This window comes from Mycobacterium sp. NGS29 (genome assembly GCF_059812965.1).
On the sequence record NZ_JCALDR010000017.1, the window covers coordinates 40,207 to 65,677 of the forward strand.

26 protein-coding genes and 2 pseudogenes are annotated in these 25,471 nt (G+C 67.1%); 11 read left to right on the forward strand and 17 right to left on the reverse strand.

Annotated elements, in window-relative coordinates; translation table 11 throughout:
* Positions 1-25: 25 nt before the first annotated feature.
* Together AC5Y5Z_RS20345 and AC5Y5Z_RS20350 are read right to left on the reverse strand one after the other, a co-directional pair.
* Positions 26-1,237, reverse strand: coding sequence for a thiolase family protein (locus tag AC5Y5Z_RS20345; RefSeq protein WP_473138763.1), 1,212 nt, complete (start codon positions 1,235-1,237; stop codon positions 26-28).
* Positions 1,238-1,265: 28 nt separating this feature from the next.
* Positions 1,266-1,676: a Zn-ribbon domain-containing OB-fold protein gene (locus AC5Y5Z_RS20350; RefSeq protein ID WP_463826378.1), complete on the reverse strand. Its 411-nt coding sequence runs from the start codon at positions 1,674-1,676 to the stop codon at positions 1,266-1,268.
* 255 nt (positions 1,677-1,931) lie between these two features.
* Here AC5Y5Z_RS20350 and AC5Y5Z_RS20355 point away from each other — a divergent pair, with 255 nt between their 5' ends.
* From AC5Y5Z_RS20355 to AC5Y5Z_RS20365, 3 genes and pseudogenes are all read left to right on the forward strand, one after another.
* Positions 1,932-2,633 carry a Crp/Fnr family transcriptional regulator gene (locus AC5Y5Z_RS20355; protein WP_499927250.1) on the forward strand — a complete coding sequence of 234 codons (702 nt, stop codon included), beginning with the start codon at positions 1,932-1,934 and terminating at the stop codon, positions 2,631-2,633.
* Positions 2,634-2,651: 18 nt separating this feature from the next.
* The gene (locus tag AC5Y5Z_RS20360) at positions 2,652-3,611 is read left to right on the forward strand and encodes a dipeptidase (RefSeq protein ID WP_499927160.1); all 960 of its coding nucleotides are present in this window, start codon (positions 2,652-2,654) and stop codon (positions 3,609-3,611) included.
* A 2-nt stretch (positions 3,612-3,613) separates the two neighbouring features.
* Positions 3,614-4,846: pseudogene (locus AC5Y5Z_RS20365) on the forward strand (DNA polymerase); the annotation flags it as partial.
* A 15-nt stretch (positions 4,847-4,861) separates the two neighbouring features.
* Here the strand turns inward: AC5Y5Z_RS20365 and AC5Y5Z_RS20370 are convergent.
* Positions 4,862-6,088, reverse strand: coding sequence for a L,D-transpeptidase (locus AC5Y5Z_RS20370; protein ID WP_463826380.1), 1,227 nt, complete (start codon positions 6,086-6,088; stop codon positions 4,862-4,864).
* 75 nt (positions 6,089-6,163) lie between these two features.
* Between AC5Y5Z_RS20370 and AC5Y5Z_RS20375 the strand changes: the two genes are divergently transcribed.
* Together AC5Y5Z_RS20375 and AC5Y5Z_RS20380 are read left to right on the forward strand one after the other, a co-directional pair.
* Positions 6,164-6,979, forward strand: a complete 816-nt coding sequence (locus tag AC5Y5Z_RS20375; RefSeq protein ID WP_499927162.1) for a hypothetical protein — start codon at positions 6,164-6,166, stop codon at positions 6,977-6,979.
* A 71-nt stretch (positions 6,980-7,050) separates the two neighbouring features.
* Positions 7,051-8,313 (forward strand): alpha/beta hydrolase-fold protein, encoded by a 1,263-nt coding sequence (locus AC5Y5Z_RS20380; RefSeq protein WP_473138766.1) that lies wholly within the window; start codon positions 7,051-7,053, stop codon positions 8,311-8,313.
* An 8-nt stretch (positions 8,314-8,321) separates the two neighbouring features.
* On the opposite strand, the gene AC5Y5Z_RS20385 is transcribed toward AC5Y5Z_RS20380, so the two are convergent.
* From AC5Y5Z_RS20385 to AC5Y5Z_RS20395, 3 genes are read right to left on the reverse strand one after another with little or no spacing between them, the layout of a single operon-like run.
* Positions 8,322-10,505, reverse strand: coding sequence for a molybdopterin-containing oxidoreductase family protein (locus AC5Y5Z_RS20385; protein ID WP_499927164.1), 2,184 nt, complete (start codon positions 10,503-10,505; stop codon positions 8,322-8,324).
* Between the two features lie 43 nt (positions 10,506-10,548).
* Positions 10,549-11,037 (reverse strand): MarR family winged helix-turn-helix transcriptional regulator, encoded by a 489-nt coding sequence (locus AC5Y5Z_RS20390; protein ID WP_463826384.1) that lies wholly within the window; start codon positions 11,035-11,037, stop codon positions 10,549-10,551.
* A gap of 17 nt (positions 11,038-11,054) precedes the next feature.
* On the reverse strand, positions 11,055-11,471 hold the full coding sequence (locus AC5Y5Z_RS20395) for a DUF5313 domain-containing protein (protein WP_473138768.1): 417 nt from the start codon (positions 11,469-11,471) through the stop codon (positions 11,055-11,057).
* A gap of 200 nt (positions 11,472-11,671) precedes the next feature.
* On the opposite strand from AC5Y5Z_RS20395, the gene AC5Y5Z_RS20400 reads away from it, so the two are divergent.
* Entirely contained in the window at positions 11,672-12,388 is a 717-nt protein-coding gene (locus AC5Y5Z_RS20400) for an NUDIX hydrolase (RefSeq protein ID WP_499927166.1), read from the forward strand.
* Here the strand turns inward: AC5Y5Z_RS20400 and AC5Y5Z_RS20405 are convergent, their stop codons facing one another.
* Positions 12,389-12,601, reverse strand: a complete 213-nt coding sequence (locus AC5Y5Z_RS20405; RefSeq protein WP_463826387.1) for a hypothetical protein — start codon at positions 12,599-12,601, stop codon at positions 12,389-12,391.
* Positions 12,602-12,659: 58 nt separating this feature from the next.
* On the opposite strand from AC5Y5Z_RS20405, the gene AC5Y5Z_RS20410 reads away from it, so the two are divergent.
* Together AC5Y5Z_RS20410 and AC5Y5Z_RS20415 are read left to right on the forward strand one after the other, a co-directional pair.
* Entirely contained in the window at positions 12,660-13,154 is a 495-nt protein-coding gene (locus AC5Y5Z_RS20410; protein WP_499927168.1) for a UCP032817 domain-containing protein, read from the forward strand.
* A gap of 125 nt (positions 13,155-13,279) precedes the next feature.
* On the forward strand, positions 13,280-14,029 hold the full coding sequence (locus AC5Y5Z_RS20415; protein ID WP_499927252.1) for an acyl-CoA thioesterase domain-containing protein: 750 nt from the start codon (positions 13,280-13,282) through the stop codon (positions 14,027-14,029).
* Here AC5Y5Z_RS20415 and AC5Y5Z_RS20420 read toward each other — a convergent pair.
* The 8 genes and pseudogenes from AC5Y5Z_RS20420 to AC5Y5Z_RS20455 form a co-directional block, all read right to left on the reverse strand.
* Positions 14,023-14,577 carry a DUF998 domain-containing protein gene (locus AC5Y5Z_RS20420; protein ID WP_499927170.1) on the reverse strand — a complete coding sequence of 185 codons (555 nt, stop codon included), beginning with the start codon at positions 14,575-14,577 and terminating at the stop codon, positions 14,023-14,025. The two genes, AC5Y5Z_RS20415 and AC5Y5Z_RS20420, sit on opposite strands and share 7 nt — an antisense overlap.
* A 60-nt stretch (positions 14,578-14,637) precedes the next feature.
* Positions 14,638-15,066: a hypothetical protein gene (locus AC5Y5Z_RS20425; protein WP_463826390.1), complete on the reverse strand. Its 429-nt coding sequence runs from the start codon at positions 15,064-15,066 to the stop codon at positions 14,638-14,640.
* Between the two features lie 73 nt (positions 15,067-15,139).
* A complete protein-coding gene (locus tag AC5Y5Z_RS20430) occupies positions 15,140-16,351 on the reverse strand; it encodes an acyl-CoA dehydrogenase family protein (protein WP_463826391.1) in 1,212 nt (403 codons plus the stop codon).
* A gap of 26 nt (positions 16,352-16,377) precedes the next feature.
* Entirely contained in the window at positions 16,378-16,989 is a 612-nt protein-coding gene (locus tag AC5Y5Z_RS20435) for a TetR/AcrR family transcriptional regulator (protein ID WP_463826392.1), read from the reverse strand.
* Between the two features lie 61 nt (positions 16,990-17,050).
* Positions 17,051-18,000, reverse strand: a pseudogene (locus AC5Y5Z_RS20440) (NAD(P)/FAD-dependent oxidoreductase).
* Between the two features lie 2 nt (positions 18,001-18,002).
* Positions 18,003-19,217, reverse strand: a complete 1,215-nt coding sequence (locus tag AC5Y5Z_RS20445; protein WP_499927173.1) for a GNAT family N-acetyltransferase — start codon at positions 19,215-19,217, stop codon at positions 18,003-18,005.
* Between the two features lie 100 nt (positions 19,218-19,317).
* Positions 19,318-20,781, reverse strand: coding sequence for an FAD-dependent oxidoreductase (locus AC5Y5Z_RS20450; protein ID WP_499927175.1), 1,464 nt, complete (start codon positions 20,779-20,781; stop codon positions 19,318-19,320).
* Positions 20,778-21,185 carry a hypothetical protein gene (locus AC5Y5Z_RS20455; RefSeq protein WP_499927177.1) on the reverse strand — a complete coding sequence of 136 codons (408 nt, stop codon included), beginning with the start codon at positions 21,183-21,185 and terminating at the stop codon, positions 20,778-20,780. The genes AC5Y5Z_RS20450 and AC5Y5Z_RS20455 overlap by 4 nt, the downstream gene beginning before the upstream one ends.
* Before the next feature lie 96 nt (positions 21,186-21,281).
* Here AC5Y5Z_RS20455 and AC5Y5Z_RS20460 point away from each other — a divergent pair, with 96 nt between their 5' ends.
* Positions 21,282-21,839, forward strand: a complete 558-nt coding sequence (locus AC5Y5Z_RS20460) for a TetR/AcrR family transcriptional regulator (protein WP_463826397.1) — start codon at positions 21,282-21,284, stop codon at positions 21,837-21,839.
* Here the strand turns inward: AC5Y5Z_RS20460 and AC5Y5Z_RS20465 are convergent.
* Together AC5Y5Z_RS20465 and AC5Y5Z_RS20470 are read right to left on the reverse strand one after the other, a co-directional pair.
* Positions 21,836-23,290: a flavin-containing monooxygenase gene (locus AC5Y5Z_RS20465; protein WP_499927179.1), complete on the reverse strand. Its 1,455-nt coding sequence runs from the start codon at positions 23,288-23,290 to the stop codon at positions 21,836-21,838. The two genes, AC5Y5Z_RS20460 and AC5Y5Z_RS20465, sit on opposite strands and share 4 nt — an antisense overlap.
* Positions 23,287-23,850, reverse strand: coding sequence for a PadR family transcriptional regulator (locus AC5Y5Z_RS20470; protein WP_463826399.1), 564 nt, complete (start codon positions 23,848-23,850; stop codon positions 23,287-23,289). Before AC5Y5Z_RS20470 ends, AC5Y5Z_RS20465 begins: the two co-directional genes overlap by 4 nt.
* Before the next feature lie 121 nt (positions 23,851-23,971).
* Here AC5Y5Z_RS20470 and AC5Y5Z_RS20475 point away from each other — a divergent pair, with 121 nt between their 5' ends.
* Positions 23,972-24,382 (forward strand): nuclear transport factor 2 family protein, encoded by a 411-nt coding sequence (locus AC5Y5Z_RS20475; RefSeq protein ID WP_463826400.1) that lies wholly within the window; start codon positions 23,972-23,974, stop codon positions 24,380-24,382.
* A 2-nt stretch (positions 24,383-24,384) separates the two neighbouring features.
* Positions 24,385-25,425 carry an LLM class F420-dependent oxidoreductase gene (locus AC5Y5Z_RS20480; RefSeq protein WP_473138778.1) on the forward strand — a complete coding sequence of 347 codons (1,041 nt, stop codon included), beginning with the start codon at positions 24,385-24,387 and terminating at the stop codon, positions 25,423-25,425.
* Positions 25,426-25,471: the final 46 nt, after the last annotated feature.

Here is a 25,471-nt window from a genome sequence, read left to right on the forward strand (position 1 = left end):
ACCCAACTGGCGTCGGGATGATGTTTCAGACCGCCGACTTCTCCAACACATGGACGCCGCACGCGGAGCCCAGGCCGATCACGTGGGCGAGCCCCACCTTGGCGTTGTCGATCTGACGGTCGCCGGCCTCGCCGCGCAGGTGGTGGCAGACCTCCCAGATGTTGGCGATCCCGGTCGCGGCGATGGGGTGGCCCTTGGACTGCAGTCCGCCCGACACATTGACCGGCGTCGCGCCGTCACGCCAGGTGGCGCCGCTGTTGAAGAAGTCGGCGGCGCCGCCCTCTTCGCACAACATCAGATTGTCGTAGTGCACCAGCTCGGCGGTGGCGAAGCAGTCGTGCAACTCGACCAGGTCCAGATCGGCCGGGCCGATGCCCGCCTCGTCGTAGGCGGTGGCCGCGGCGTTGCGGGTCAGCGTGTTGACGTTCGGGAGCACCTGGCACCCCTCTTCGAACGGGTCGGTGGTCAGCACCGATGCCGACACCTTCACCGCCCGGCGGCGCTGTTCCAGGGACAGTGTTTTCAGTGTCGTGCCGTTGCACACGATGGCGGCCGCGGCGCCGTCGCAGTTTGCCGAGCACATCGCCCGCGTATTCGGATAGGCGATCATCACGTCGTTCATGATCTGCTCGAGGGTGAACCGTTTCTGGTAGGCGGCCAGTGGGTTCAGCGTCGAGTGCGCGTGGTTCTTCTCGCTGATCTTGGCGAACAATTCAAAGCTGGTGCCGCCGTACTTGTGGCCGTATTCGGTGCCGATCTGGGCGAAGACACCGGGCATGGCCTCGGTGCCGATCCGTCCGTCGACCGGCGCGACCGCACCGTAACGCCCCTTGGGCGCCCACACGTCGGCGTCGGACTTCTTCGTGCCGCCCCCGCCGAGCAGCCCCGCGCCGGACAGTTTCTCCACGCCGACGGCCATGCCGTAGGTGACCTCGCCGGCTTTGACAGCCATGATCGCGGTGCGCAGCGCGGTGGCGCCGGTCGCGCACGCATTGGCCACGTTGTACACCGGGATGCCGGTCTGGCCGATCTGTTTCTGCAACTGCTGACCGATCCCGGCGTTGGCCGCCATCAGGTTGCCCGCGGCGATGACACCGATGTCGGCCATGGTCAGCCCGGCGTCGGCGAGCGCTCCGGTGGCCGCTTCGGCGGCCAGGTCGACGGTGTCCAGATCCGGGTGCTTGCCGAACTTGGTCATCGTGATCCCGAGGATCCAGATGTCGTCGCTGGCGGCCATCGTCGCTGCTCCTTCTTCGGTGATCAGGTCAGGCGGCCGGCTCGAACCCGAAGCCGATCGCCTCGGTGCCTTCCGAGTCGGTACCGAGCGGGTAGGTGGTCAGCCGTACCTTCATCCCGTCGCGAACGTGCTCGGGATCAGGTTCGACATTGATGAGATTGGCCCGGACCTGAGTGCCGTCGCAGTCGACGACCGCGGCGACGAACGGGGTGGGTATCCCGGGTGCGGCGAACGTGACGATGGTGAAGGTGCGCACGGTGCCTTCGGTCGCCACCGGGACGGTGGTGAAGTCCGTCCGGAAACAACCCGCGCACGCGTTGCGCCGGTCGAAGAAGCGGGCGCCGCAGTTGGCGCATTCCCGCGCGACGAGGTGGGGTTCGCCGTCGTCGAGCACCAGATAGTCGACGATGGGGATCTGTCCAGCCTTCGAATCGGCCATGCAACCTCCGTCGTGTCCCTGGCAAAGCCTGCATGCAGCCTACGGATCTCCGGTGCCGGGAACGACAACCGGTCCCGACGGCGGTGGTAGGAAAATCCATACCCGTTGGGGTGCAATCGAAATGCGTGTCGGGCACACCAGATTGGACAAATCAGACAGATCGTCTAGTCGTGATGTAGGATTTGGTGCGCATCGCGTGGTAGATATCGACGCGTATCGAGGCGCGAGGGGCTGAGTCTGGTGGACGAGCTGGGCCTGGACGACGTGGTGGCGCGCGCCGGAGTGTTCCACGGTGTCGCCCGCGGATTGCTTGCCGACGTCACCAAATCGCTGCGGTGGGTGACGTTCGCGCGCAGGCAGACGATCTTCGTCGAGGGACAGGCAGGTGACTGCCTGTACATCATCGCCGAAGGCAAGGTGAAGATCGGTTGTAGGGGCCGCGACGGCCGCGAGACGCTGATCACCCTGCTGGGCCCGTCCGACATGCTTGGCGAACTCTCGGTTTTCGATCCGGCGCCGCGCTCATCCACCGCGGTGGCCCTCACCCGGGTCCGGGCAGCGGTCATGGACGGCGACATCCTGCGGGCCTGGGTCGACGAGCGCCCGGAGGTCGCCGACCAACTGCTGCGGTTGTTGGCGCGCCGGATTCGTCGTACCAACGACATCGTCTCGGAATTGGTCTTCAACGACGTCCCCGGCCGGGTCGCCCAGCAGTTGGTCTTGCTGACAAAGCGATTCGGTGTCCGCGCGGGTACGGCGTGGCGGGTCGATCACGGCCTGTCCCAGGAGGAGATCGCCCAGCTCGCCGGGACGTCCCGCGAGACGGCCAACAAGGTCCTATTGGAATTCGCCGATTACGGGTGGGTCTCCATCGAGAGCAAGAGCCTGCTGATCCATGATTTCGAGCAGCTGGCGGGTCGGGCGACCCGGTCGGTGACACCGATGCGCTGGGCCTGATCGTGCACCATGGGTGTCATGGCGACCCTGCTGTGGGATCAACACACATGTCTGCCCCTGCTACTCACCGCCGACATTGAGCCGCTGACCCGCTATCGGCGGGAGAGCGGGGCCCTTTTGTCGGTCAATGTGGGCTATTCACCGCAGTCCTTCGCCGACACCATGGCGCTGCTGAAGCACTTTCGAGCCGCGGTCCGGGACCACCCGGAGCTGCAATTGGCCACGGGCACTGACGATGTCGCCGCGATCACCGGGTCCGGCCAGATTGCCGTGGTGTTCGACCTGGAAGACTCCGCGCCGTTGGACGACGACTTGAGCAACCTGGCCACCCTCGCCGAACTGGGGCTGCGCACGCTGTTGCCGACCTACAACCACGCCAACCGGGCAGGCAGCGGATGTCTGGACGCCGACGACACCGGCCTGACCCGGTGGGGCGCCGACATCGTCGCCGAAATGAACCGCGTCGGCATCGTGGCCGACGGGTCACACTGCAGCACCCGTACCGGTCTGGACATGTGCGAGGTTTCCACCCGGCCGGTGGTGTACAGCCATTCGTGCCTGCGCGCGGTGTGGGACCATCCCCGCAACATCACCGATGAACAGGCCCGTGCCTGCGCCGCCACCGGAGGTGTCGTCGGCATCACCGGCGTGGGAATTTTCCTGGGGCCCAACACTCCAACGCTGGAAGCCATGACCCGCCATCTCGAATACGCCGTCGATCTGATCGGCGTCGATCACGTCGGTGTCAGCAGCGACTTCTCGTTCGACCACGACGACTTCGTCGACGAAATACGGCGCAATCCAGCCCTTTTCGACGACAGCTACACCCGCTGGGGACCGATCCAGTGGATGCCGCCGGAAACCCTGCTCACCCTCGGTCAGCATCTGAGCGATCGCGGCTGGCCCGACGCCGACATCGCTGCCGTGCTGGGCGGCAACTTCTACCGGGTCGCCGAACAGACCTGGACCGGGGAGTGAACGTGCCGAGTGGTTTCGACGTTCGCGGGCGGGCACTGCGTGCCGGTGAACTCGCCCCGTGGCTGGCTGAGCACAGCCTGGGCAATCGGTTCGGCCTGGCCGTCGTCGGCGCAAACGGTGCTGCCGGCCCCGCGACCGCCCTGGCGGTGGTGGCGGCCGACGGCGACGGCCGGCATATCGACATTGCCGCGCTGAACCCGGACGACGAGGCGGCGCTGGCGTCGTGGCTGGCCGACCCGGGCCCACCCAAGGCGGTGCACGACGTGAAGTCGACGTTGCATGCGCTGGCCGGTTGCGGCTGGACACTGCGCGGGGTGACCTCGGATACGTTGTTGGCGGCTCATCTAGCGCGCCCCGAGCAGCGGCGGTTGGATCTCAACGACTTGCTGGTGCGCCATATGCGGTGCGCACTGCCGGCGGAAGCTGTTGACTGGCAATTACTTTCAGCTGCCGAGGACCGGTCCGCGATCCAGGCGCTGATGCTGCGGACCTGCGCGGTCCTCGACCTCGCCGACGTGCTGGACGAGGAACTGGCCCGTATCGACGCGTCGTCACTACTGGGCCGGGTGGAGCTACCGGTGGCCCGGGTGCTGGCACGGCTGGAGTCGACGGGCATCGCGCTGGACCACGCCCTGCTCGCCGGTACCGACCTGCTGAAATCGCATGCGCCGGACGGACGCACCCACGCCACCCTGCAGCAGACCGGCACCGTCACCGGCCGGCTGTCGTCGTCGAAACCGAATCTGCACGACGATGCGATCGGTGCGCAGTTGCGCGCTGCGGTGGTGGCGGCTGACGGCTACCAGGTGATGACCGCGAGCTACCGTCAGCTCGAGACGCGGCTGTCGGCGTACCTCAGCGGCGGAGGTGGCGAACGCGAACTCGTCGCAGACGCCCGGCGCGTGGGATATGCGTCCACCCTGCTGGGACGCCGGCGCTACCTGCCCGACCTGGACAGCGGAAACAACCGGCTGCGCCGCGCGGCGGAGCGGGACGCGGTCGCCATGGCTGTGGAGGGCAGCGCGGCCGACATCCTCAAGCTGGCGATGATCGGCATTGACCAGGTGCTCACTGCTACCCGGCTGACGTCGCGAATGGTGTTGCAGATCGGCGACGATCTGCTCTTCGAGGTGGCCGACGGCGAACGCGACACGCTGGCCGGATATGTCCGTGAACAGATGCTGGGCGCCTACGAGTTGCCGGAGCCGCTGGACATGCACGTGCACATCCGGTGAACGGCCCCGAACGGGCTAGGAGCGCGGCAGCGCGCTACCTTTGCGCCACTCCTCCCAGCTGAGCGTCCAATCGCCGTTCTGCTCGATCTTCAGCGCCGCACCGCCGGTGTTGTGCACCTCGACGACGTCACCCGGCACGGAGAAGTCGTAAAACCATTTGGCGTTCTCGCCGTTGAGATTCAAGCAGCCGTGCGAGGTATCGGTATGGCCCTGGGCCCATACCGTCGAATCGAGCTGATGCAGATAGATGCCGTCGATGCTGATTCGGGTGGCGTAGTTGATGATCTCGCGGTAACCGAGCCGGGAATTCTTCGGCAACCCGAAGGTCGACGAATCCATCACCACGGGGTTTCCCCGGTCGAGCACGGTGTAGACACCCGGCGGTGTCCAGAAGGTCAAGGTCCGTCCGCCGACGGTCTCGGTGCCGCCCATACCCATGGAAGTGGGCATGGTCCGGACCAGTTTCCCGTTGTCGAAGACGCTGATGAGCTTGGTCGCGTCGTCGGCGATGGAGACGTGCGCATCGCCGATGCGAAAGGACACTCGGCTGTCCTCTTGCCCGAACATGCCGCCGCCCAGCGCAATACCGTAAATCCTGGCTTCGGCGGTCACGGTGGTGCCCGGCGCGTAGTAATGCTCCGGGCGCCAGTGCGCGTTGTGGGCGTCGACCCAATACCAGGATCCCGGCACGGCGGGATCGGTGGTGACAACCAGTTGGCGTTCGGCGGCGGCCCGATCGGTGATCTGCTCGTCGAAGTGCGCGACGACCACCGTTCCGACTCCATAGGTGCCGCCTTCGCGCAACGCCGCCTCCGACGTCATGGTGAACGACACCTTGGTCTGGTTGGACGGGCGCACCGTGGCGAACGACGAAACCTGCTTACTCTCAACCCCATTGGTTCCGCGGCTGGTGACGTCGAGGGTGTAGGTGTGGGCGTAGCCCAGCGGACCGGTCGGTTTCCACACCGTGCTGTCCGGTGTCAGGACGCCGTCGATCGGTTTGCCGGCGTCGTTGACCATACGCACCTCGACCAGGGTCCCGGTGTCAGCTTTGACCTGCACCGGGGCCGTCGGCTGGACATCACGTGCGTCCGGACTCGGCGTGACTGTCACCCGCGCCGGACCGGTCGCAGTGGATGCGCCGCCGGGCGAGTGGCACGCCGCGGCGCCGAGCAGCCCGAGGACGACGAGCACGGCCAGCACGATGTGGCGCCGTCGGTGGGCGAGATTGTTGGCTTTCATCACCGAACTACGTAGCCGCCGACGGTGGCTTCAAACCGTTGGATAGCTCACCCCACCGCGAGAGACTATGACGTCATGGCCGACGACGAGCTCGATGCCCTGTACTGGATTCCGCCGGATCAGTTCACTGCCGAGCGGAGGAAGCTATCCGCGGCGGCCAAACAACGCGGCGATACCGATGCGGCCAAACGGATTTCAGCGGCCCGCAAACCCACCACAGCGGCGTGGATCGTCAATCGATTGGTGCTCGGGCGTCGTCAGGCACGGGCCAGCCTGGCCGAGCTGGGTGAGAGTCTGCGCACTGCGCACGCCGCGCTGGACGGCGTGCAGATCCGGGAGCTTTCGGCCCGCCAACACCACCTGGTCACCGAACTCACCGACGCCGCATTCGATGCCGCCGAGGTGAGAAACCCGTCGGCGGCGGTGCGCGACGACGTCGCGGGCACCCTGCAAGCTGCGATCGCCGACCCCGACGTGCGGGCGCGGCTCGGGCGCCTGGTCAAGGCGGAACGTTGGTCGGGCTTCGGCGACTTCGGCGACAGCGCGGCGGTGTCAGCGGCCACCCAACGGACCGCGCCGGCGGACAAACCGTCCCGGCCGGCCAAGACGTCGCAGCGCGACCAAAAAGTCGAGGCCGCCCGGCGCGAAAAGTTGACGGCAGCGGTAGCCGCCGCGGAACGGACGGCCGCGCAGGCCGACAGCGTGCTTTCCGCCCGGCGTGCCGAACGAGACACCGCCCGGACCCGTCGGGACCAGGCCGCGGCAGACCTCAGCAAGGCCGAGCGTGCCCTGGCCAGCGCCGGAAGCAGGTACGAAAAGGCGCGCCGGGACGGCCGTGACGCCGCGAACGCGCTGCAGGAAGCCAGGGCCCAGCTGAGGCAGCAGAAGTAAGTGCTGGCGCCGCGGGTTTCCCGGGCGCAGCTTCGGGTAAAACTCCCAGGCTGTTGATCGAAGGAACCACCGTGTGGCACGGCTCGCTGATGCATGGACCGATCCCAGCGGCGGTGCAGGTGGTGACCGTCGCTGCGCTGCTCTATGCCGTCGGGCGCCGGTGGCGCACGCGCTGGTTCGCCCTGACGGTGCTGGTGGGCGTCAGCACCGGGGTGGCGGTGCACTGGTACTACGGCACGCTCGGGCTGGCCAGCGAGCCGGCGCCGTGGCAGCTGTGGTTGTGGGTGTCACTGGCCGGCCTGGCCATCGCCGTCGCTGTGGCCGGCTGGGCGAGCGCCGGGGGGTGGCGGCGCAACGCGTCGGTGTTCGCGGCGTCGTTCTGTCTGCTCAGCATCGGTCTGACGATCAACGGGTGGCTGGGTTACTACCCCACCGTGCATGCCGCATGGAGCCAATTGGCCAACCGGCCATTGCCGAATGAGCTCGATCTGGACACCGCGCGAGCGATGCGGCGCGATCATGTCACCCCACGACACGGTGCGGTGGTGGCGGTGACCACGAGCACGGGCAAGTCGGGTTTCGCTCACCGGCGCGAGTGGGTGTACCTGCCGCCGGCATGGTTCTCGGGCAGGCCCCTGCCCGCCATCATGATGATCGGCGGTGAGTTCAACACGCCGGCGGACTGGGTTCGCGTCGGCAGGGCCACCGCCGCGCTGGACAGTCTCGCGGCAGCACATGGCGGTCAGGCGCCCGTGGCCGTATTCGCCGACGCCACCGGCGGATTCACCGTCGACACCGAATGCGTCAACGGGTCACGCGGCAACTCCGCGGATCACCTGACCGCAGAGGTGGTCCCGGAGATCGGCGACCTGTTCGCCCTCGGTGCCGAGACCAGATGGGGCATCGTCGGGTTCTCCTCGGGCGGCACCTGCGCGGTCGGACTCGCGGTGACACACCCGGAGATCTTCAGCGCTTTCGTCGACATCGGCGGCGACAGCGGTCCGAACGCCGGGACCCCTGCGCAGACTATCGACCGGCTTTTCGACGGCGACATCGACGCATACCGGCGGTTCGACCCGGCCACGGCAATGAACCGCCACGGCGGTTATGCCGACCTGTCCGGTCTCTTCGCGGTTCCCGGCTCAACTGATCACCGCAGAGGGGTGGGCCAGGACGCCGCCGAGCACCTGTGCAAAGTCGGTACGGAGCAGGGCATTTCGTGCCAGGTGGTCGCGCTGCCCGGCAGACATGACTGGCCGTCGGCCGCCACTGCCTTCGCGTTGACCCTGCCCTGGCTCGCCGAGCAGTTGGGCACCCCGGACCCGCGGGGGTGACGACCAGCTCACCTCGCGACGGCGTCGACCTCGACCGGCACACCGGTCAACCAGGACATGCCGGCCAGCGCCTCGAGGTCATCGGGGTGGCTCGATGTCAGTTGGTTCACGTTCGCACCGCCGGCCCGGTTGGCCAATTGCCATCTCCCGGTGCCTTTGTGGCCCCACCCGTGGGGCACGGCGATGGTGCCGCGGACCAGGTCGGTGGTCAGGGTCACCGCAATCCTGATCTGCCCGAACGGCGAACGGACCATCACGGTGTCGCCGGCGGCGATGTGGCGTTGCGCGGCGTCGTCGGCGTGCATCACCGCATGGTGAGAGCGGTTGCCGCGCATCAGCAATGGCGAGTTGTGCAACCACGAATTCTCCGACCGCGGCTCACGCATACCGATCAACCGCAGCGGGTAGTCATCCGGACTGCGGCGCCGGGTCAGCGCACTGATCTCGGCGTAGATGTCATTGTGCTGCAGCCGGATTCGACCGTTGAGGTAGGCCACCACCTCGTTCAGCACGCCGGTGCGCAGGTGTGGACTCAGCACTACACCGTGCGGGTGCTTCCCGGCCAACCGGGCGAAAGTCAGCCCGTGGCGCCGCATTCCGAACAGGTCGCCACCCTCGGACAATCGGATCATCAGGTCGACCAGAGGTCGCGGTTGCAACCGTCTGCCCCTCGAGACCGACATGCGACGCAGACCCGTCAGGGCGACGAAGGCGGGCGTCCGAGCCGTGGTCCGCGCAATCAACTCGGTGATGATGTCCCATTCCGTGCGCGCCTGACCCACCGGCTCCACCACTGCTTCGGTGACCTGACGAAACGGGGTGGCCTGGAACGTCTGGAAGGTGACTGCGAAGTCGTCGCGTTCGTACATCGTGGTGACGGGCAGCACGTAGTCGCAGTGGGCGGTCGTCTCGTTGACGTACAGGTCCAGCCCGACCATCAGGTCCAATTGGGAGACGGCCTGTTCCAGTTCGTCGCCGTTGGGGACCGAAAGCACCGGGTTGCCGGCCCCGACGAACAGCGCCTTGATCTGCCGATCGCCGACGGTGGTGATCTCCTTGGCCATCAGCGCCGCGGGTTCGGCACCGATGGCGGCGCCGAAGCCACCGATGCGGGTTCGGTTGCGCCGGTAGGTGCGCCGCAACGACCACCCCATCAACTTCAGTCCCCACTTCTGTCCGGGCATACCCAAGGTGCTGAAGACGCTGCCGCCTGGGCGGTCCAGGTTGCCCGCGATCAGATTGACCGCATCGATCAGATAGGTGGTCAGGGTGCCGTGTCTGCCCACACACGTGCCCAGCCGCCCGTACACCGCGGCGCGCGGGGTGTCAGATAAGGTTCTGGCCAGCGAGCGCACCACTGCCGGCTCTATCCCGGTGTGGCGTTCGGTGCGTTCGGGAGTGAAAGGCGCACACTGCATTTCCAGCCAGCGCACTCCGTCGGCATGCGCGCCGACATCGTGGGCCAGGCCCTCGGCGAACAGCACCTGCAGCAGCGACAGCAACAGGTAGGCGTCGGCATCCGGCGTGATGCCCAGCCATTCGAACTGCGCGGCGGTCTCGGAGCGGCGCGGGTCGACCACGATCACACGACCACCGCGCTTGACGATGTCGTGCATGCGGTCCTTGATCCGCGGCGCCGTCAGGAAGCTGCCATGGGAGACAACCGGATTGGCGCCCATCATGACGAGCAGGTCGGTGCGCATCAGGTCCGGGATCGGCACCGACATCGGCGATCCGTACAGCAATTGACTGGCGATGAGCCGACTGCTTGTGTCCTGTGAAGACGACGTGAAGAAGTGGCTGTGCCGGCCGATGCCCTTGATGAACGACATCGCCCCGAACAGGTGGGAGTAACTGAACGCCGCCGGGTTGCCCAGGTACCAGCCGAACGCTCCCGAGCCGTGCTTGCGGTGGATCGCGGCAACCCGGACCGCGATGTCGTCGAGCGCCTCGTCCCACGAGACGGGCTCGAAGCCGTCAGCGGTGCGGCGCAAGGGTGTCTGAATGCGGTCGGGGTCGTTGACCACTTCGGTGAACGCGATGCCTTTCTGGCAGGCGAAACCGGCGGACAGCGGATGATCCTTGTCGGGACGCAGCGCGACCAGCTTGCCGTCCTCGACGGTGGCCACCATGCCGCACAACGGCTCACAGATGCGGCAGAAGGTGGGTGTGTGGACGACACGGCCAGCCATCCCAGGAATCGTACTGTATGCCTTACAGTATTTTGGCCGACCGCTACGGGTCGAGCGGGGCGGTAGCCCGCGCGGCGGTATTGATCCCGGTCAGCAGCTCACGTAGCTGATCGAGTTCGGAAAGCTGCACGCCGAGCCGTTCCACTACGGCCGGGGGTACCTGCAACGCCGCCCGGCGCAGGTCGCGACCCTTCGGGGTCAACTCGACATGGGTGGTTCGCTCGTCGGTGGTGCTGCGGGTGCGCGTGATCAGGCCCTGTGCAGCCAGACGTTTGAGCATCGGCGACAGGGTGGCGGAATCCATCTGCAGCAGCGTGGCAATATCTTTGACCGACAGCGGTTTTCGCTCTTTTTTGCTGGTGTCCCACAGCGCCAGCATGACCAGATACTGCGGATGGGTCAGGCCGAGCGGTTCCAGCAAGGGCCGATATACGGCCAGCACGGCGCGGTTGGTGACGGCCAGCGCGAAACACACCTGGCTCTCCAGGGACAGCGGATCGACCTCCGCGACAGTGGCCGGTTCGCGGGCCATCGCGCTGCCTCCTCGACTCAGAACGGGCTGCTGTTCGCCTGCCACTCGGCCGATTGCGGGCGCGGCCCGTAGCGGCGTGCGTAGTCCTCGTGCAGGCGCGCGTTCTTTTCCCGGTTGAGCACGTCGACGAGATTGGGGTCCAGACCGTGCTGGGCCAACCGGTGCCGGCGCCACACCTTGTTCAGGGCAAACGCCATTACCAGGGTCCAGAGGTAGATCGGCAAGGTCATCTCGGTGTGCACGTACACCGACGCCGGCAACAGCCAGAATGGTGCCAGGACCAGCAGCGGCGGGATCGAGAGCCGGACCATGTGGCGGCGGATCGCGCCCGGGCCCGCGAGGTCATTGGCGACCCACTCCTGCATCGCGGCGGGCAGGCGTCGCCCGTACGAATAGGTGATGTACTGCCACAGGTTCGGGCGAGCGGAGGCCATGTTCGCTCCTGATCGGGATGCATTGATCGGGCACCGCGCCGATGCCGTCTATGTTCATCGTACTGATTAGTTAGGGCACTAACTATGTTCGCTCGGTCACACCCTCAGTAGACGTCACGCAGGTACCGGTGGCACTTGAGGAGTCGGTCGACGTACCCGTGTGCCGCGTCGGAGTCCGTCCCGCCGCCTATGGTCAAGCGGTGACTATCACCTACGACGACGCGCTGCGGGATCAGATTAGGGCTCGCCTGGCCGAGTGCGACCGGCGTGCGGTGACCGACCCCACCAAGAGGCACGCGGCGGTGGCGGTCGTTCTCGTCGACTCCGAAGTCGGCGAGGACAGGGTGGATCCGGCGCCGGTGGACGACTGGATCGCCGACCGGCCGATGCCGGGCGACCTGGACGGACATATGGTCGACGTGGCCGGCGGCGCGGCTTTTCTGTTGTGCCGCAGGACCTCTCGGCTGTCCTCCCATGCTGCGCAGTGGGCATTGCCGGGTGGCCGGCTGGATCCGGGTGAGACCGTGATCGACGCGGCGTTGCGGGAACTCGACGAGGAGGTCGGCGTCCGGTTGCCGCCGTCGGCGGTGCTGGGGATGTTGGACGACTACCCGACCCGGTCGGGGTACGTGATCACCCCGGTGGTGATCTGGGGCGGCGGCCGAGGCGATCTGCGTCCGGCCCCCGACGAGGTGGTGGCCGTCTACCGGGTGGGCTTGCACCGATTGCAACGCGACGATTCGCCCCGCTTCATCACCATCCCGGAAAGCCCGCGTCCGGTCGTCCAGATTCCGCTGGGCAACGATCTGATCCACGCTCCCACCGGCGCCGTGCTTTTGCAGCTTCGGTGGTGGTGTCTGGAAGGCCGGCACGATCCGGTGGATGAACTCGAGCAACCGTTGTTCGCCTGGAAATAGCTAATCGCCGCCGCCGCCGCACCCGCCGCCGCACCCGCTCGACCCGCCGCCGCAGCCACTCCCGCCGTCCGTGCCGCCGTGGGATCCCAGTCCAGACGACCAGATGTCGCCGTCGCCGAAGTCGCCGCGGCCCCGGCCACGCCGGCTCTGAAGCCAGCCCGCGATGAACAACCCCACCACGCCCGTCATGATGCTCAGTTCAGTCACGGTCATGCACCCACGTTAATCCCAAGGACTGCGGACGTTCGCGGACGCCGTTTACAGTGATTTCGTGCTACGCCGACGGCTGGATCGACACGACCGCGCCCACCGCGCGGTGGCGGCACTGGAACTGCCCCCGGCCGTGTTCAAGACGTGTCCATGGCAACCGCGAACGCTCGTCGAGACCGGTCTGCGGCAGTGGCTTCGGTGTTGTGCGCCCGCGTTACGGGACAAGCAGGTGATCGGAATGCCGTCGCATGCGGTGGACGAGGCGTGGCACGGTCTGATCTTGTGCACCGCGCGGTATGCTGCCTTCTGCGACGCGGCATACGGTCGGTTCCTGCACCACCACCCGGACGGCGGTGCGCTGCCGGGTAACCGGGCCGCCAGCGAATCGGCCGACGAGCAGCTTCGCAGAACGGTGATCGCCTGGCAGTTGGTCGCTGAACCGGACGAACAGTGCGTGCTCTGGGATCTCGACGAGCAGGTCGGCGTCGAGCGACCCTGGGGTATCGATGCGGCCCGCGTCGCCGAGATCAGGACCGCGCTGGCGCGGTTGTCGTAACCCGGCGCAACGCCGCCGGCCCATTGCTGTAGAAACACGATGTGCACCGCAATTCCCCGGCCGGCGACCCGGCGGATCCGCTGCCGTATTTCGTCCGCGACGAAAACCATTATGTGCCAACGACTATGGCTCGGGGTGGCTGGGGGCCATCGCTCAGTGGCCACGTCGTCGGCGGCCTGCTGGGCTGGGCGGCCGAGCGCGCGAGCGGCGATCCGCAGTTCCAGCCCGCCCGCCTGACAGTCGACCTGCCCCGGCCGACCGCGCCGAAGCCGCTCGAGGTGCGCACCCGCATCCAGCAGGACCGGCGGCGGCTGCGACTTGTCGAGACCGCACTCGTCCAGGACGGCCATGTGGTCGCAAACGCGAGCGCCCTGTTCGTGCGGCGGGGGGACCAGCCCGACGGACAGGTGTGGTCACCCCCGGTGCAGTTGCCGCCCCTGCCGGTCGATCAGGAAGGTGTCGAGTCGCTTTTCATCAGGACCTACGGGTGGGGCGGTGAACTGCAGAATCCCGATCCCGACTGGGCAGACCGGCAGGGGCCGAAGTACACCTGGTTGCAGGAGACCCGTCCGCTGATCGGCGGGGAGGAGCTGACGCCCTTCACCCGCGCCGCGATGGCCGGTGACATCACCGCGTCGATCGCGAACTGGGGCAGCAAGGGTTTGCAGTTCATTAACGTCGACTACACGCTCACGCTGAGCCGGCTGCCCGACGGTCCCCAGCTCGGCCTGGCCGCCATGACGCATTACAGCGACGACGGCGTGGCGACCGGATCGGCCGTCCTCGTCGATCACCGGGGGCCGATCGGCAACGGTGTCTCGGTTGCGGTGGCGCAGTCCGGCTTCCGCCCGACCAATCAACAACCGGGTCAATGATCCGGGGTGGCCGCGCGGTGCCCGCGTAGCACCAGGAACGCGGTGAGCAGCTGCCACAGCAGGATCGTGTACACGCTGCCGCGCTCCCATATCCCCTTCGGGCCCAGGTCGACGCCGAACGTCCCGGCAGCAAACCCGCCGAAGCTCACAAATCCCAGTGCCGCAATTGCTTTGGCGGTCTGGCGATACCACGCGGAAGAGCTGACCACCGCCCGACCGACCAGCACGGCGGCATTGCCGCCCAGGATGGCCAGCACGGCGCCGACGACGTGCAGCCCACCCCGGTGCACGGTGCCGACCAGGCAGTTGCCGAGTGCGTTCGCGACGGCCAGGCCGAGGAACAGCCGGTGCCTACCGCTGCGCGCAGATCCGGTGATGAGTAGGGCGCCGAGCAGGAAGGAAGTGCCCTGCATGCAGAAGGCCAGCTGCATCAGCCGCGTTCGCGGGCCGGTCAGTCCGAGGTCGCTGATGTAGTTGTTCGCATAGCTGTAATCGCGGAAGGCTGCCGCCGCGACCGCTTCGAGGAGCAGGTACCCAACCGGGCCCACGATCCAGAGGACGGCTCCACACCTCGCGATCAAACCCGGGCTACCGATTCGCGGGACGTGTCACGCCGCAACCGGCAGGTGAATATTCCTGGCGCCGACCACATTTCGCAGCCCAGAACAGTTCACACAGCCGATGCAACCGACGCAATCGGTGCATCGGACACACGCGATGCAACCGACGCACCGGGCGCAGGCGATACATGCCAGGCATGCCACGCATTCCCGAACGCCGATACAGATCACTGTGAGCAGGCTGGTGATCACCCCGACTCCGCCGGCCGTTCCGGCCGATCCGGCGACCGCGATGCCGCCCGCCGTCGCGACCGACCCGGCGACTGCGACGCTGGCCGCCGCCGTCGTCGATCCGGCAACGGCGACGCTGCCTGCGATCGCGGTCGATCCGGCAACTGCGATGCTGCCACGGACCGCGATCGAACCAGCGGTCGATTCACTGTCGGCGGCAAGCACCGAATCCAACGCAGTCGCCATGGGTGACATCATGTCAGCCGCGCCACCGAAGCTGAAGCTGCGAGCCGCTCACGCACGCCGTGTCGGCCCGGCGTCAGCGGATGGCCAGTCCGGTCAGGGCGCGCGAGATCACCAGCCGTTGGATCTCGCTGGTGCCCTCGAAGATGGTGAAGATCTTGGCGTCTCGGTGCATCCGCTCCACGGGGTAATCGCGGGTGTAACCGTTACCACCGAGGATCTGGATGGCTTCGTCGGTGACGTAGACGGCGGTTTCGCTCGCCACCAGCTTGGCCATCGAACCCTCCGCGGCTTCGAAGTTCTGGTTGTTGCGCGCCATCCAGCCGGCCCGCCACACCAGCAGCCGCGCCGCGTCGATCCGGCTCTTCATGTCGGCCAGCTTGAACGCCACGGCCTGGAACTCGCCGATCTTGCGGCCGAATTGTTCACGCTGGCAGGCGTAGTCGAGCGCGTACTCGTAAGCGGCCCGGGCCACGCCGACCGCCATCGCCCCGACGGTCGGCCGGGTGCGTTCGAACGTCTTCATCGCCGCCTGGCCACGCGCGGAAGCCCCGGACTTGACCCGGGCGACGCGCGCCTCGAACTTCTCCCGACCGCCGAGGATCGCGTCCTCGGGCAACCGGACGTTGTCCAGCACCACCTCGGCGGTGTGGGACGCGCGGATGCCGTGCTTCTTGAACTTCTGACCCTGCGAGAGACCTTTGGTGTCCGGTCCGATGATGAAGCTGGCCTGGCCGCGGGTGCCCAGCTCGGGATAGACCGACGCCACCACAATGTGCACGTTGGCGATTCCGCCGTTGGTGGCCCAGGTCTTGGTGCCGTTGAGCACCCACTCGCCGGCCGCCTCGTCGTAGCGTGCCCGGGTCCGGATGCCACCGACGTCGGATCCCGCGTCGGGTTCGGACGAGCAGAACGCGCCCAGTTTGGGTTCCTCGGCGGTACCGAACATCGCCGGTAGCCATTGACCCAGCTGTTCGGGAGTTCCGTTGCCCGCCAACGCCGCTGCGGCCAGACCGGTGCCCATGATGGACAGCGCGATGCCGGCGTCGCCCCAGAACATCTCCTCGAAGGCCGTCAACATGCCCAGGCCGGTCTCTTCGGCCGCCTGCTGGGCGAAGAAGTCAGGGGAGTACAGGCCGACCTTGGCGGCTTCCTGGATCACCGGCCAAGGGGTTTCCTCGCGTTCGTCCCATTCGGCCGCGGCCGGCCGGATGACGTCGGCGGCGAACTTGTGCACCCAGTCGCGCACCTCGATCACGTCGTCGCTGAGCTGCATCGAAAATGTCACGGATCTACTCCTGAAATATGTTGGTACTACTTGTTTTTCGGGGTTCTGTACTGGGCGAGCACGGCGCGTGTCTGGTTCACCCACGCCTCGAAGTAACGCTCTTCGTCGATGTTGCCGGGCAGCCGACCGGTGAGAGCCTGCAGCGTCGCGGCGTAGGACAACGAGCCGATCGCCACCGCCGCCGCGGCATCCGGGTCGGGGATCTGCGTGCGACCGCTACGGTTGGACGCGGCGAGCTCGTCGGCGAAGCGCTGATAGGCGTTGTCGGTGATGACCTGCCAGGTCTTCTCGTCCAGGTCGCCGAGCTCGTCGGGCTCGCGCAGCATGACCTGCAGCAGGTCCTCGCTCTGCTTGAAGCTGCTCCAGATCAACTGCCCCGCGGTGCGTACCGCATGTTCGACGCTGTGCGGCTCTTTGGCGTCGTACTGTTCGCGGGCGGCGACAATGCTGTCGATGCGGTGCGCGACAGCGGCCTCCAAGAGCTCGCGTTTGGAACCGAAGTGCTTGTAGAGCGCGCCCGATCCCGGCGCCAGACCGGACGCCCGCTGAATATCGGCCACCGAGGTCGCCGCGTAACCCTTGGCGGCGAACAGCTTCAACGCTTCGGCCAACAGCCGATCGCGTCCCGAGGCGACCATAGGTGAGAGAGTACTCACTCACCCCGATCGCCGCCAAACTCCCTGGTCGAACCCGTCGCACCTACTCGAGGACCAGCGCAGCGGGAAGGTGTTCGCTGAGCACGGCGTCGGCGAGCAGTTCGCCGAGCAGCGGGCCGAATTTCATCAGGTTGCTGCCGACGAACCCGATCACGTTGCCGCGCCGGGCCACCTGCCAGCCGTCCCCGCCCTCGTCGAGCCAGGCTGCGCGCGCAGTCACACAATCGACCCGACTGACCGCTGCCAACGACGGGAACAACGCGCGTACCGTCGCCGGGTCCGGCACGTCCTGCCCGAAGGCCCAGCGGCCGGTGCTGCCGATCGGCAATCCGTAACCTTTTCGGGGGAAGACAGACAGGCGGCGCCGTGGGCGTCAGCACCCTGGTAGGTGAACCGGGTGTGCGGGCCGAACTCGATTCCGAGCGGGCCGAACAGCGCCTGGGTCTGCACCCCTGCGCAGATCAGCACCCGGTCGGCGGGTAGCACGGCGCCGTCGGCCAAGTGGACCGAACCGTCGTCGTTGACCGAAATAACCCGCGCGCGCTGAATATTCACGCGCTTCGCCAGGGCGGACAATGCGCGGCGAATCCGCAGGCTGCCACCGAGCGGATCGAGAACCGCTGTCTCCCAAGGCACGTCAGCGAATGGCAGGAGGGCCGCGATCTCGTCGGGGTCCAACCGGGAGAATGCAACACCCGCGTGCGACATTGCCGCGGCAACCTCAGCGTCCGCGCCTGCGGCGATGAACCCCTCGGTGCCCAGTAGTCGCCCGGCACCGAACTCGGATTCCCAGCGCTGCCAACCCTTCCGGGCGTGCAGCGCCAGCCGGCACAACTGCGGTCGTCGGTGCGCGATGCGGAATATCCGGGCCAGTCCCACCGATTGCTCGGCGAACGGCTCGCCTCGCTCCACCACGATCACCCGTTCGCCACGGCGCGATAGTTCGTGCGCAGCTGCCAGCCCGCAGATGCCGGCGCCGACGACGACGATCATCGCTAGAAGTAGAAGCCGGCGTAAGGGGCTTCGGGCACGCTGAAGAGCTGATCGGCGGCGGCGAGCGCCGCGGGATCGTCGGCGCGGGCCAGTCCGGCGAGGGCCAGGCTGTGCCATGTCGCACCGCCCAGCAGGACGGTGGCCAGGCCCTCCACGTCAACGTGTAACTGCGCACCCTCCTCGACCGGCGCAGCACCATCGCCGCTGATCCGAAAAACACCTGAATTGTCCGTCAACAGAGGGTCTTTCACCGAGATGCTGACCGATTCGGCACCGGCGTAGCTTCGGGCGGTGAGCACCTGCCGAACGTCGATGATCCGCAACCAGGTTTCGTCGTAGCGAGCGGTGATCTTCGCCGCGCGCCGATCCTGCAGCAGCAAGGGCAGCGGATCGTCGACGGGCAACATCCAGAAGATCACCCGATCGACCAGGTCCAGTCCGAACAGGAAGCGCAGCAGTCCCAGGTAGGCATCGGGGGTGGGCGCGAAGAAGTCCTCCACCACGATGGTGCGCTGATCGCTGACGAACCACCGGTCGGTGTCGATCGGGCGGTAGCGGGCGAACCCGGACTCGGATCCGGGGTCGCCGTGCACCGCCACATACGAAGCGCCCGCCGCCGATTCACTGCGCGACCGCAAACTTTCCCACCACACCGGGGGGCGGTCGATGCTGCCCGGACGCGCCGGCCGATGCTCGGAGTAGACGAACGGCAGCAGCTCCCACGCGTCGGCCGGGTCGAGCAACCGCACCGGCCCGCCGGACGGGACGCCCGGCCGCAGTGCCGCCCGCGCCGTGTGCACCTCCACGCTCTGCACCGAACTCGCCACCCCGTATCCGTACCGGCCATAAATCGTCGCCTCCGAAGCACGCAGCGTCGCCACCACCTCGCCGCGAGCGGCGATGTCCTGCAGCTGATGGCGCACCAGCTCGGTCGCCACCCCACGCCGGGTGAAGGACGGCAGCACCCCGATGTGGGTAACCGCTGCGTGTCCGACGAGCGCGCCACCGGGCAGGGTCAGCCGGCTGGTGACGGCGTCGGCGGTGCCGACCAGCCGGTTGTCGACGAATGCCCCGATGGTCCGGCCCGGCTCGAGCATTCTGGTGATCCGGCCGGGCGCCAGGTTCAGCGGTGGGAACCCGACCATGGCGGCGCGGAACACGTTCGACGCCGCCAGCAGGTCACCCTCGTCGTCGAGCACGCGGATCTCGGTGGTCACCCGGCCATCATGCCGGGCGCCGGCGAACCCGTGCGCCGCAGCGGCCGGTCAGCAATGCCGGCAAACGCCCCGGATCCCCGGTATCCCCTCCAGACCTGACTCACGCGGTGGCCGGCAGCGATGTCGCTCGAGGTCCAACCCATCGGGTAAGGGTGGCAACCCACCCCGCCCGGTCCGCGGAGTCCCCGGCCCAGGCGACGTAGCCGTCCGGCCGCACGAGGACCGCCGGGCCGGCGTCGGTGCGTTGCGCCTGCTGCAGAGCGACCGCAGTGGCCGGGGCGGCATCGGGCTCCCGAATCAGCACGAAGCCGGGTGACCTGCGGTGCAGTTCGGTCAGCCGGCCCGCCGTCAACGGCACCTGTGTCGCACGGGTACCCACCAACGGATGCTCACCGCGGTGCCGCGCATACCGCAACGTCGTCCCGGCGAAGCTGCCGGCGATCGCATCGCGTACCCGCGGGACGCGAAGCAGGTTGGGTACCAATATGTTTCGCAAACCCCGGGCCACCCGGGGGTGCAGTGTCACGCCGCGGGCCAACAGCCCAGACTGGAACAGCACCCGCTTGGCTATCGGGTGGCGCTCGTCGTGGTAGGTGTCGAGCACCGCGTCGTCGGCACCGGCGAGCACCGCGCCGATCTTCCAAGCCAGGTTCGCTGCGTCCTGGATCCCGGTGTTCATGCCTTGGCCGCCCATCGGCGAGTGCACGTGGGCGGCGTCGCCGGCCAGGAACACGCGCCCGTGCCGATACCTGGTGACTTGCCTTTCCTCGCAGTGGAACCGGGACTTCCAGCGCACTTCCTGCACGGTCAATTCGGCGCCCATGGCGGTGTCGAGCACGTTGACGATCTCGTCGTCGGTCACCGGCACGTGATCGGCCACCTGGTAACCGCGGTCCCAGGTCATGGCGCGGTACCACGAGCCGTCACCGTCGCGCCGCTGGTAGGGGGCCAGGAATGCGAACCTGGTTCGGGTACTGCCGACCCGCAGGCCGTCGCCGGTGGGCGCCTGCGCCAGTTTGACATCGGCGAGCACGACCGAGGACAAGATCGTCTCGCCCGGGAAATCCGCGCCGATCAGCGTGCGGACCGCGCTGTGCGCTCCGTCGGCGCCGATCAGGTAACGGGCATGCCACCGGTCGCCGTCTGCGGTCTGCACAGTGACGCCGGCATCATCCTGCTGCAGGCCGACGACTTCGACGCCGCGCCGGACGTCGGCCCCCTGTGCGACAGCGTAATCATGCAGCGCCGCATCGACGTTGGTCTGCGGCGTCACCATCACGAAGCGATAGGGCGAATCGAGGTGAGTGAGGTCGATGCGTGCGCCGCGCAAGATCGTGACGCCCGGCGCCCGGTGTGCCCGGCTGAGCAGGTCCTCGGCGAGTCCGCGCGCGTCGAGGACCTCAAGGGTGCGCGCCATGGTGGCGAACGCCCGGCTGGACGGGTTCACCGATGGCCGGCGTTCCAGCACGCACACCGAGTGACCCGCCCGGGCCAGGTCACCCGCGGCGGTGAGTCCGGTGGGACCGGCGCCGACGATCAGAACGTCGCAGTCGTGGGTGTTCATGCCCGCACCGCCCCCGGATGCGGGAACCAGCGACGAATGTCGTCCGGGGACGACGTCGCTGCGTGATTGAAGACGAATCGGCAGCCGGGCTGGGTGGTGTGTGCGACGTTGACGATCGCCTCGAACAGCAGGGTGTTGCTCGCGACCAGCCGCACGCCCGCCCCGATCAGCACGGCGTCATATCGGTTGGCTTCCAGCCAATTTCGGGCCTGTTGCAGGCCGGCGTCGCCGAAGTCGATCAGGCAGTTGTCGACGCGGTAGCCGGCCGCCCGCAGTGCCGCGACGTTGTCGTCGTTGGCCGCCCGCAGCGTTCTTCTGCTGAGCCCCGGAAACCGGGCGAACTCCGGCGACGAGTATTCGATCACGTCGGGGTCGAGACCGATCTGGATGGCGGTGATGGTCATGGCGACAACCTTCCTCGCGGATTTCAACAACCGTTGAAATGGACAGTAGTCCGAGCCGGTAGCCCTGTCAACAGTTGTTGAAATACACTGTCGGCTATGCCGCGGAAGACACGCGATGGGGAAGCCACCCGAGCCGCGATCCTGGCGACCGCGCGATCACAGTTCGGCAACCATGGCTTTGAACGCACCACCATCCGCTCGGTGGCATCGGCCGTCGGCGTCGATCCGGCGCTGGTCATGCACTACTTCGGCAGCAAAGCCGAACTGTTCGCCGCGGCGTCCCGCCTGGATATCGATTTCCCCGACCTGTCCGGAGTGGCCGCTGACCAACTCGCCGACGTGCTGTTGCCGATGTTCGTCGCGATCTGGGGATCACAGGGGCCGTTCCTGCCGTTGCTGCGCGCGGCCGCGACGAACCAGGCGGCCGCCGAAGCGTTGCTCGAGGTGTTCGTCGACCGGGTCGCCCCGGCCCTGGCCGCAGCCGTTCCCGACCGTGCCGCCGAGCGTGCCGCACTGGTGGGATCGCAGGTGCTCGGTCTGGCAACGGCCCGCTACGTGCTGCGTATCCCAGCGCTGGTGGAGATGGACGACGCGACCCTCACCGAATGGCTCCGGCCGGTACTTGCGCACTACCTGACCGGGGCCGTGCCTTAACGGATGTCGAAGTGCGCCGGTTCCGGGGCGGCCAGCATCGACGTCAGGGTCGCCCGGTCGTACGGCCACAGATCGATCGTGTTGTCGTCGGTGCGGTACCACGAGTTGCAGCCGGTGTTCCAGACGGTCGGCGCCATGGCCGCTGCCACATCGGCGTTGAACTCGTCGGTCGCGTCCTGGGTGACCTCGATCGAGGTCGCCGCGCCGGTACGCAGCATCTCCAGGAAGTGCGCGATGTAGCGGGCGGTCCGCTCGGCGGAATACTGCAGGGAGATGGACCCCGTCGGAGAGTTGGGCCCCAGCACTGTGAACAGGTTGGGAAAACCCGGGATAGCGGTCATCCGGTAGGCCCGCGGTCCGCCGGCCCACGCTTTGTCGATGGTCAGGCCGTCGCGGCCGGTGATCTGCATCGGCCGCATGTAGTTGTGCGAATGGAAGCCGGTGGCCAGCACGATCACGTCGGCCGGCCGGTGCCGGCCGTCGGCGGTCCGTATCCCGGTGGGCGTCACCTCGTCGATGCCGTCGGTCACCAACTCGGCATTGTCGGCTTGGATTGCGCGGTAATAGGTTCCGGACACCACCTGGCGTTTGCACAACGGCTGGTAGTCCGGGGTGAGCTTGACCCGTAGCGCGGTGTCGCGGACCTGCAGGCGCAGGCACAGGCGCGCATAGTTCTGCACCGCGCGCCGGCGCCAGGACGGGCGGGTGGTGATGTCGGCGAGAATCCCGGACGCCCACAACATCATTCGGTACAACCCGTGCTGGACGCGCGGAAAGCGCTGCAACGTCGCGGTGACAACCGCGCTCTGCCGCAACGACATCGGCGCCCACAGTATCCACTGCGGGGAGCGCACATAATGCGTGATCGCGGTCGCAGCGGGTTGCAGCGCGGAGATGATCTGCACGCCCGTTGAGCCGGTGCCGATGACCGCGATGTTCTTGGCGTGCGTGTCGACGGCGTCGTCCCAGCGGGCAGTGTGCACCACAGGCCCGCGGAACTCGTCGAGTCCGGTGATGTCGGGTACGGCCGGATGATGCAGCACGCCGGTGGCGCACACCACGACGTCGGCGACGATCTGCTCGTCGGCGGCGGTGCGTAACGTCCAGCTGGAGGTTTCTTCATCCCACTGTGCCGCAACGACTTCGGTGTTCAACCGGATATGCTCGCCGAGGCCGAGTGAGGCCACCACGTCATCGTGATAGCGCTGTATCTCAGCCCCGTCGGCCCAGATGTGCGACCAGTCGGATTTCGGCGCGAACCCGAATTGGTAGAGCTGGGAGGGCACGTCACAGGTGAGACCGGGATACCGGTTCCAGTGCCACACACCGCCGACGGCACCGCCCTTCTCGAACACCGTGACATCGGAGAACCCGCGTTGGATAAAGGTGTGCAGCGCAGTGATTCCGGCGAGCCCAGCTCCGATGATCACCACCCGGGGACCGCGGTTCATGCGCGCGCCGGAAGACGACGGCCGATGACGGTCAGCGCATGATCGGCCCAGCGAATATTCTCTTCCTCGAACGAAATTCCGCGTAGCAGCGTCAGATAGGGGCCCACCCGTTCGGCGTGGGCGACGTACTCCTCCTCGGTGCGTCCCGCCAGCAGGCGGGCGCGCAGCCGTTCGTAGCGTTCGAGTTTGGCCGTCGCCCAATCCCGCCGTTCGGCGATCGCAGCACGGACGGCTGATGTGTCGCCGGCATCGGCGGCCGCCACCTTGATCATCAATTCGTCGCGGATCGCCGCCGGCTTGGGCGCCCGTGCGGTGAAGTGCCGAATCGACTCGTGGCCCGCGTCGGTCAGTGAGTACATCCGCTTGTTCGGTCGCCGTTCCTGGTGCACGACGCGCGCCTGGATCAGACCCTGCTCGGCCAGTCGCTCGAGTTCGCGATACAACTGTTGCGGGGTGGCCATCCAGAAGTTGGCCACCGACGCGTCGAACTCCTTGGCCAGGTCGTAGCCGGAGGACTCACCGTCGAGAAGTGCCGTCAGCACGGCGTCACGCAGCGACATCGACGCATCGTACAACGAAGCACCTATTCAACAAGGTTATTAGTTACCTATAGACAGGCGGGGCAGGGACGCTCTAGCGTCGATCGGGTCTACTCAACAAATTGACTATTGCGAGGTTCTCATGCATCCGTTCCGGAAAGCGGTCGAAGACCACGACGAAGCGGCCATCCAGGCGTTACTGGCCGACGACGTGGTGTTCACCAGCCCGGTGGCCTTCAAGCCGTATGTCGGAAAACCGATCACCGCCGCCATCCTGCGCGGTGTGCTGCGGGTTTTCCAGGACTTTCGCTACATCCGGGAAATTCACGACGAGAACGGGCGGGACCACGCGTTCGTGTTCGAAACCGTGGTGTCCGGAAAGAAGATCACCGGCTGCGACTTCCTGCACTTCAACGAGGACGGCCTGATCGACGACTTCACCGTGATGGTGCGGCCGCTGTCCGGCGCGCAGGCGCTGTCGGAGGCGATGGGCGCCCAGTTCGACCGCATCCAGCAGGAGGCCGTCGAGTTCGCCGGCGCCCAGAACGGCTGATCGTGCGCATCGGACTGGGCATCAACTACGCCGGCGGCTTCAAGGAAGTGGCTGCCGAGGTGGCCGACCTCGAACACGCGGGGCTGGACATCGTATTCGTGCCCGAGGCGTATTCGTTCGATGCGGTGAGTGCGCTGGGTTATCTGGCGGCCAGCACCGAACGGGTGGAACTGGCATCGGGCATTTTGCAGCTCTACACCCGCACGCCCACCCTGACCGCAATGACCGCGGCGGGCCTCGACTACGTCTCCGGCGGTCGGTTCGTCCTGGGGCTGGGTGCGTCCGGTCCGCAGGTGGTCGAGGGTTTTCACGGGGTGCCCTATAACGCCCCGATTGCCCGCACCCGCGAGATCATCGAGATATGCCGCCAGGTGTGGCGCCGCGAGACCGTGCAGTACCGGGGCAATCACTACACCGTCCCGTTGCCCGCCGGACAGGGGACCGGACTCGGCAAGCCGCTGAAGTTGATCAATCATCCGGTCCGGGAACGCATTCCGATCCTGATCGCGGCGCTGGGCCCGAAGAACGTCGAATTGGCCGCCGAGCTGACCGAGGGCTGGCAACCCATCTTCTATCTGCCGGAGAAGGCGGCTGACGTGTGGGGCCAGGCCCTGGCCGCCGGGCAGGCGAAGCGCGATCCGGCACTCGGCGCACTCGAGGTGTACGCCGGACCGGCGCTGGCGATCGGTGAGAACGTCGAGCCGATGCTCGAATTCGTCAAACCGCACCTGGCGCTCTACATCGGCGGCATGGGGGCCAAGGGCAAGAACTTCTACCACACCCTGGCCACCAGGTACGGCTACGGCCCGCAAGCCGATCGGATTCAACAGCTTTACCTGGCCGGGGAGAAGGACGCGGCCGCCAAAGCCGTTCCCGACGAGTTGGTGCGCAACGTAAACCTGATCGGCACAAAGGAATTCGTGAAGGAACGGGTGGCCGCGTATCGCGCCGCGGGGGTGACCACGCTGAACGTGATGCCGTTGGCCGGCACGCCCGCCGAGCGGGTCAAGCTGATCGAGACGCTGCGTGACCTCGTCGATTAACTGAACGGCACGCAGCAGCGCCAGTAGGGCGCATTAGTCTATCGAG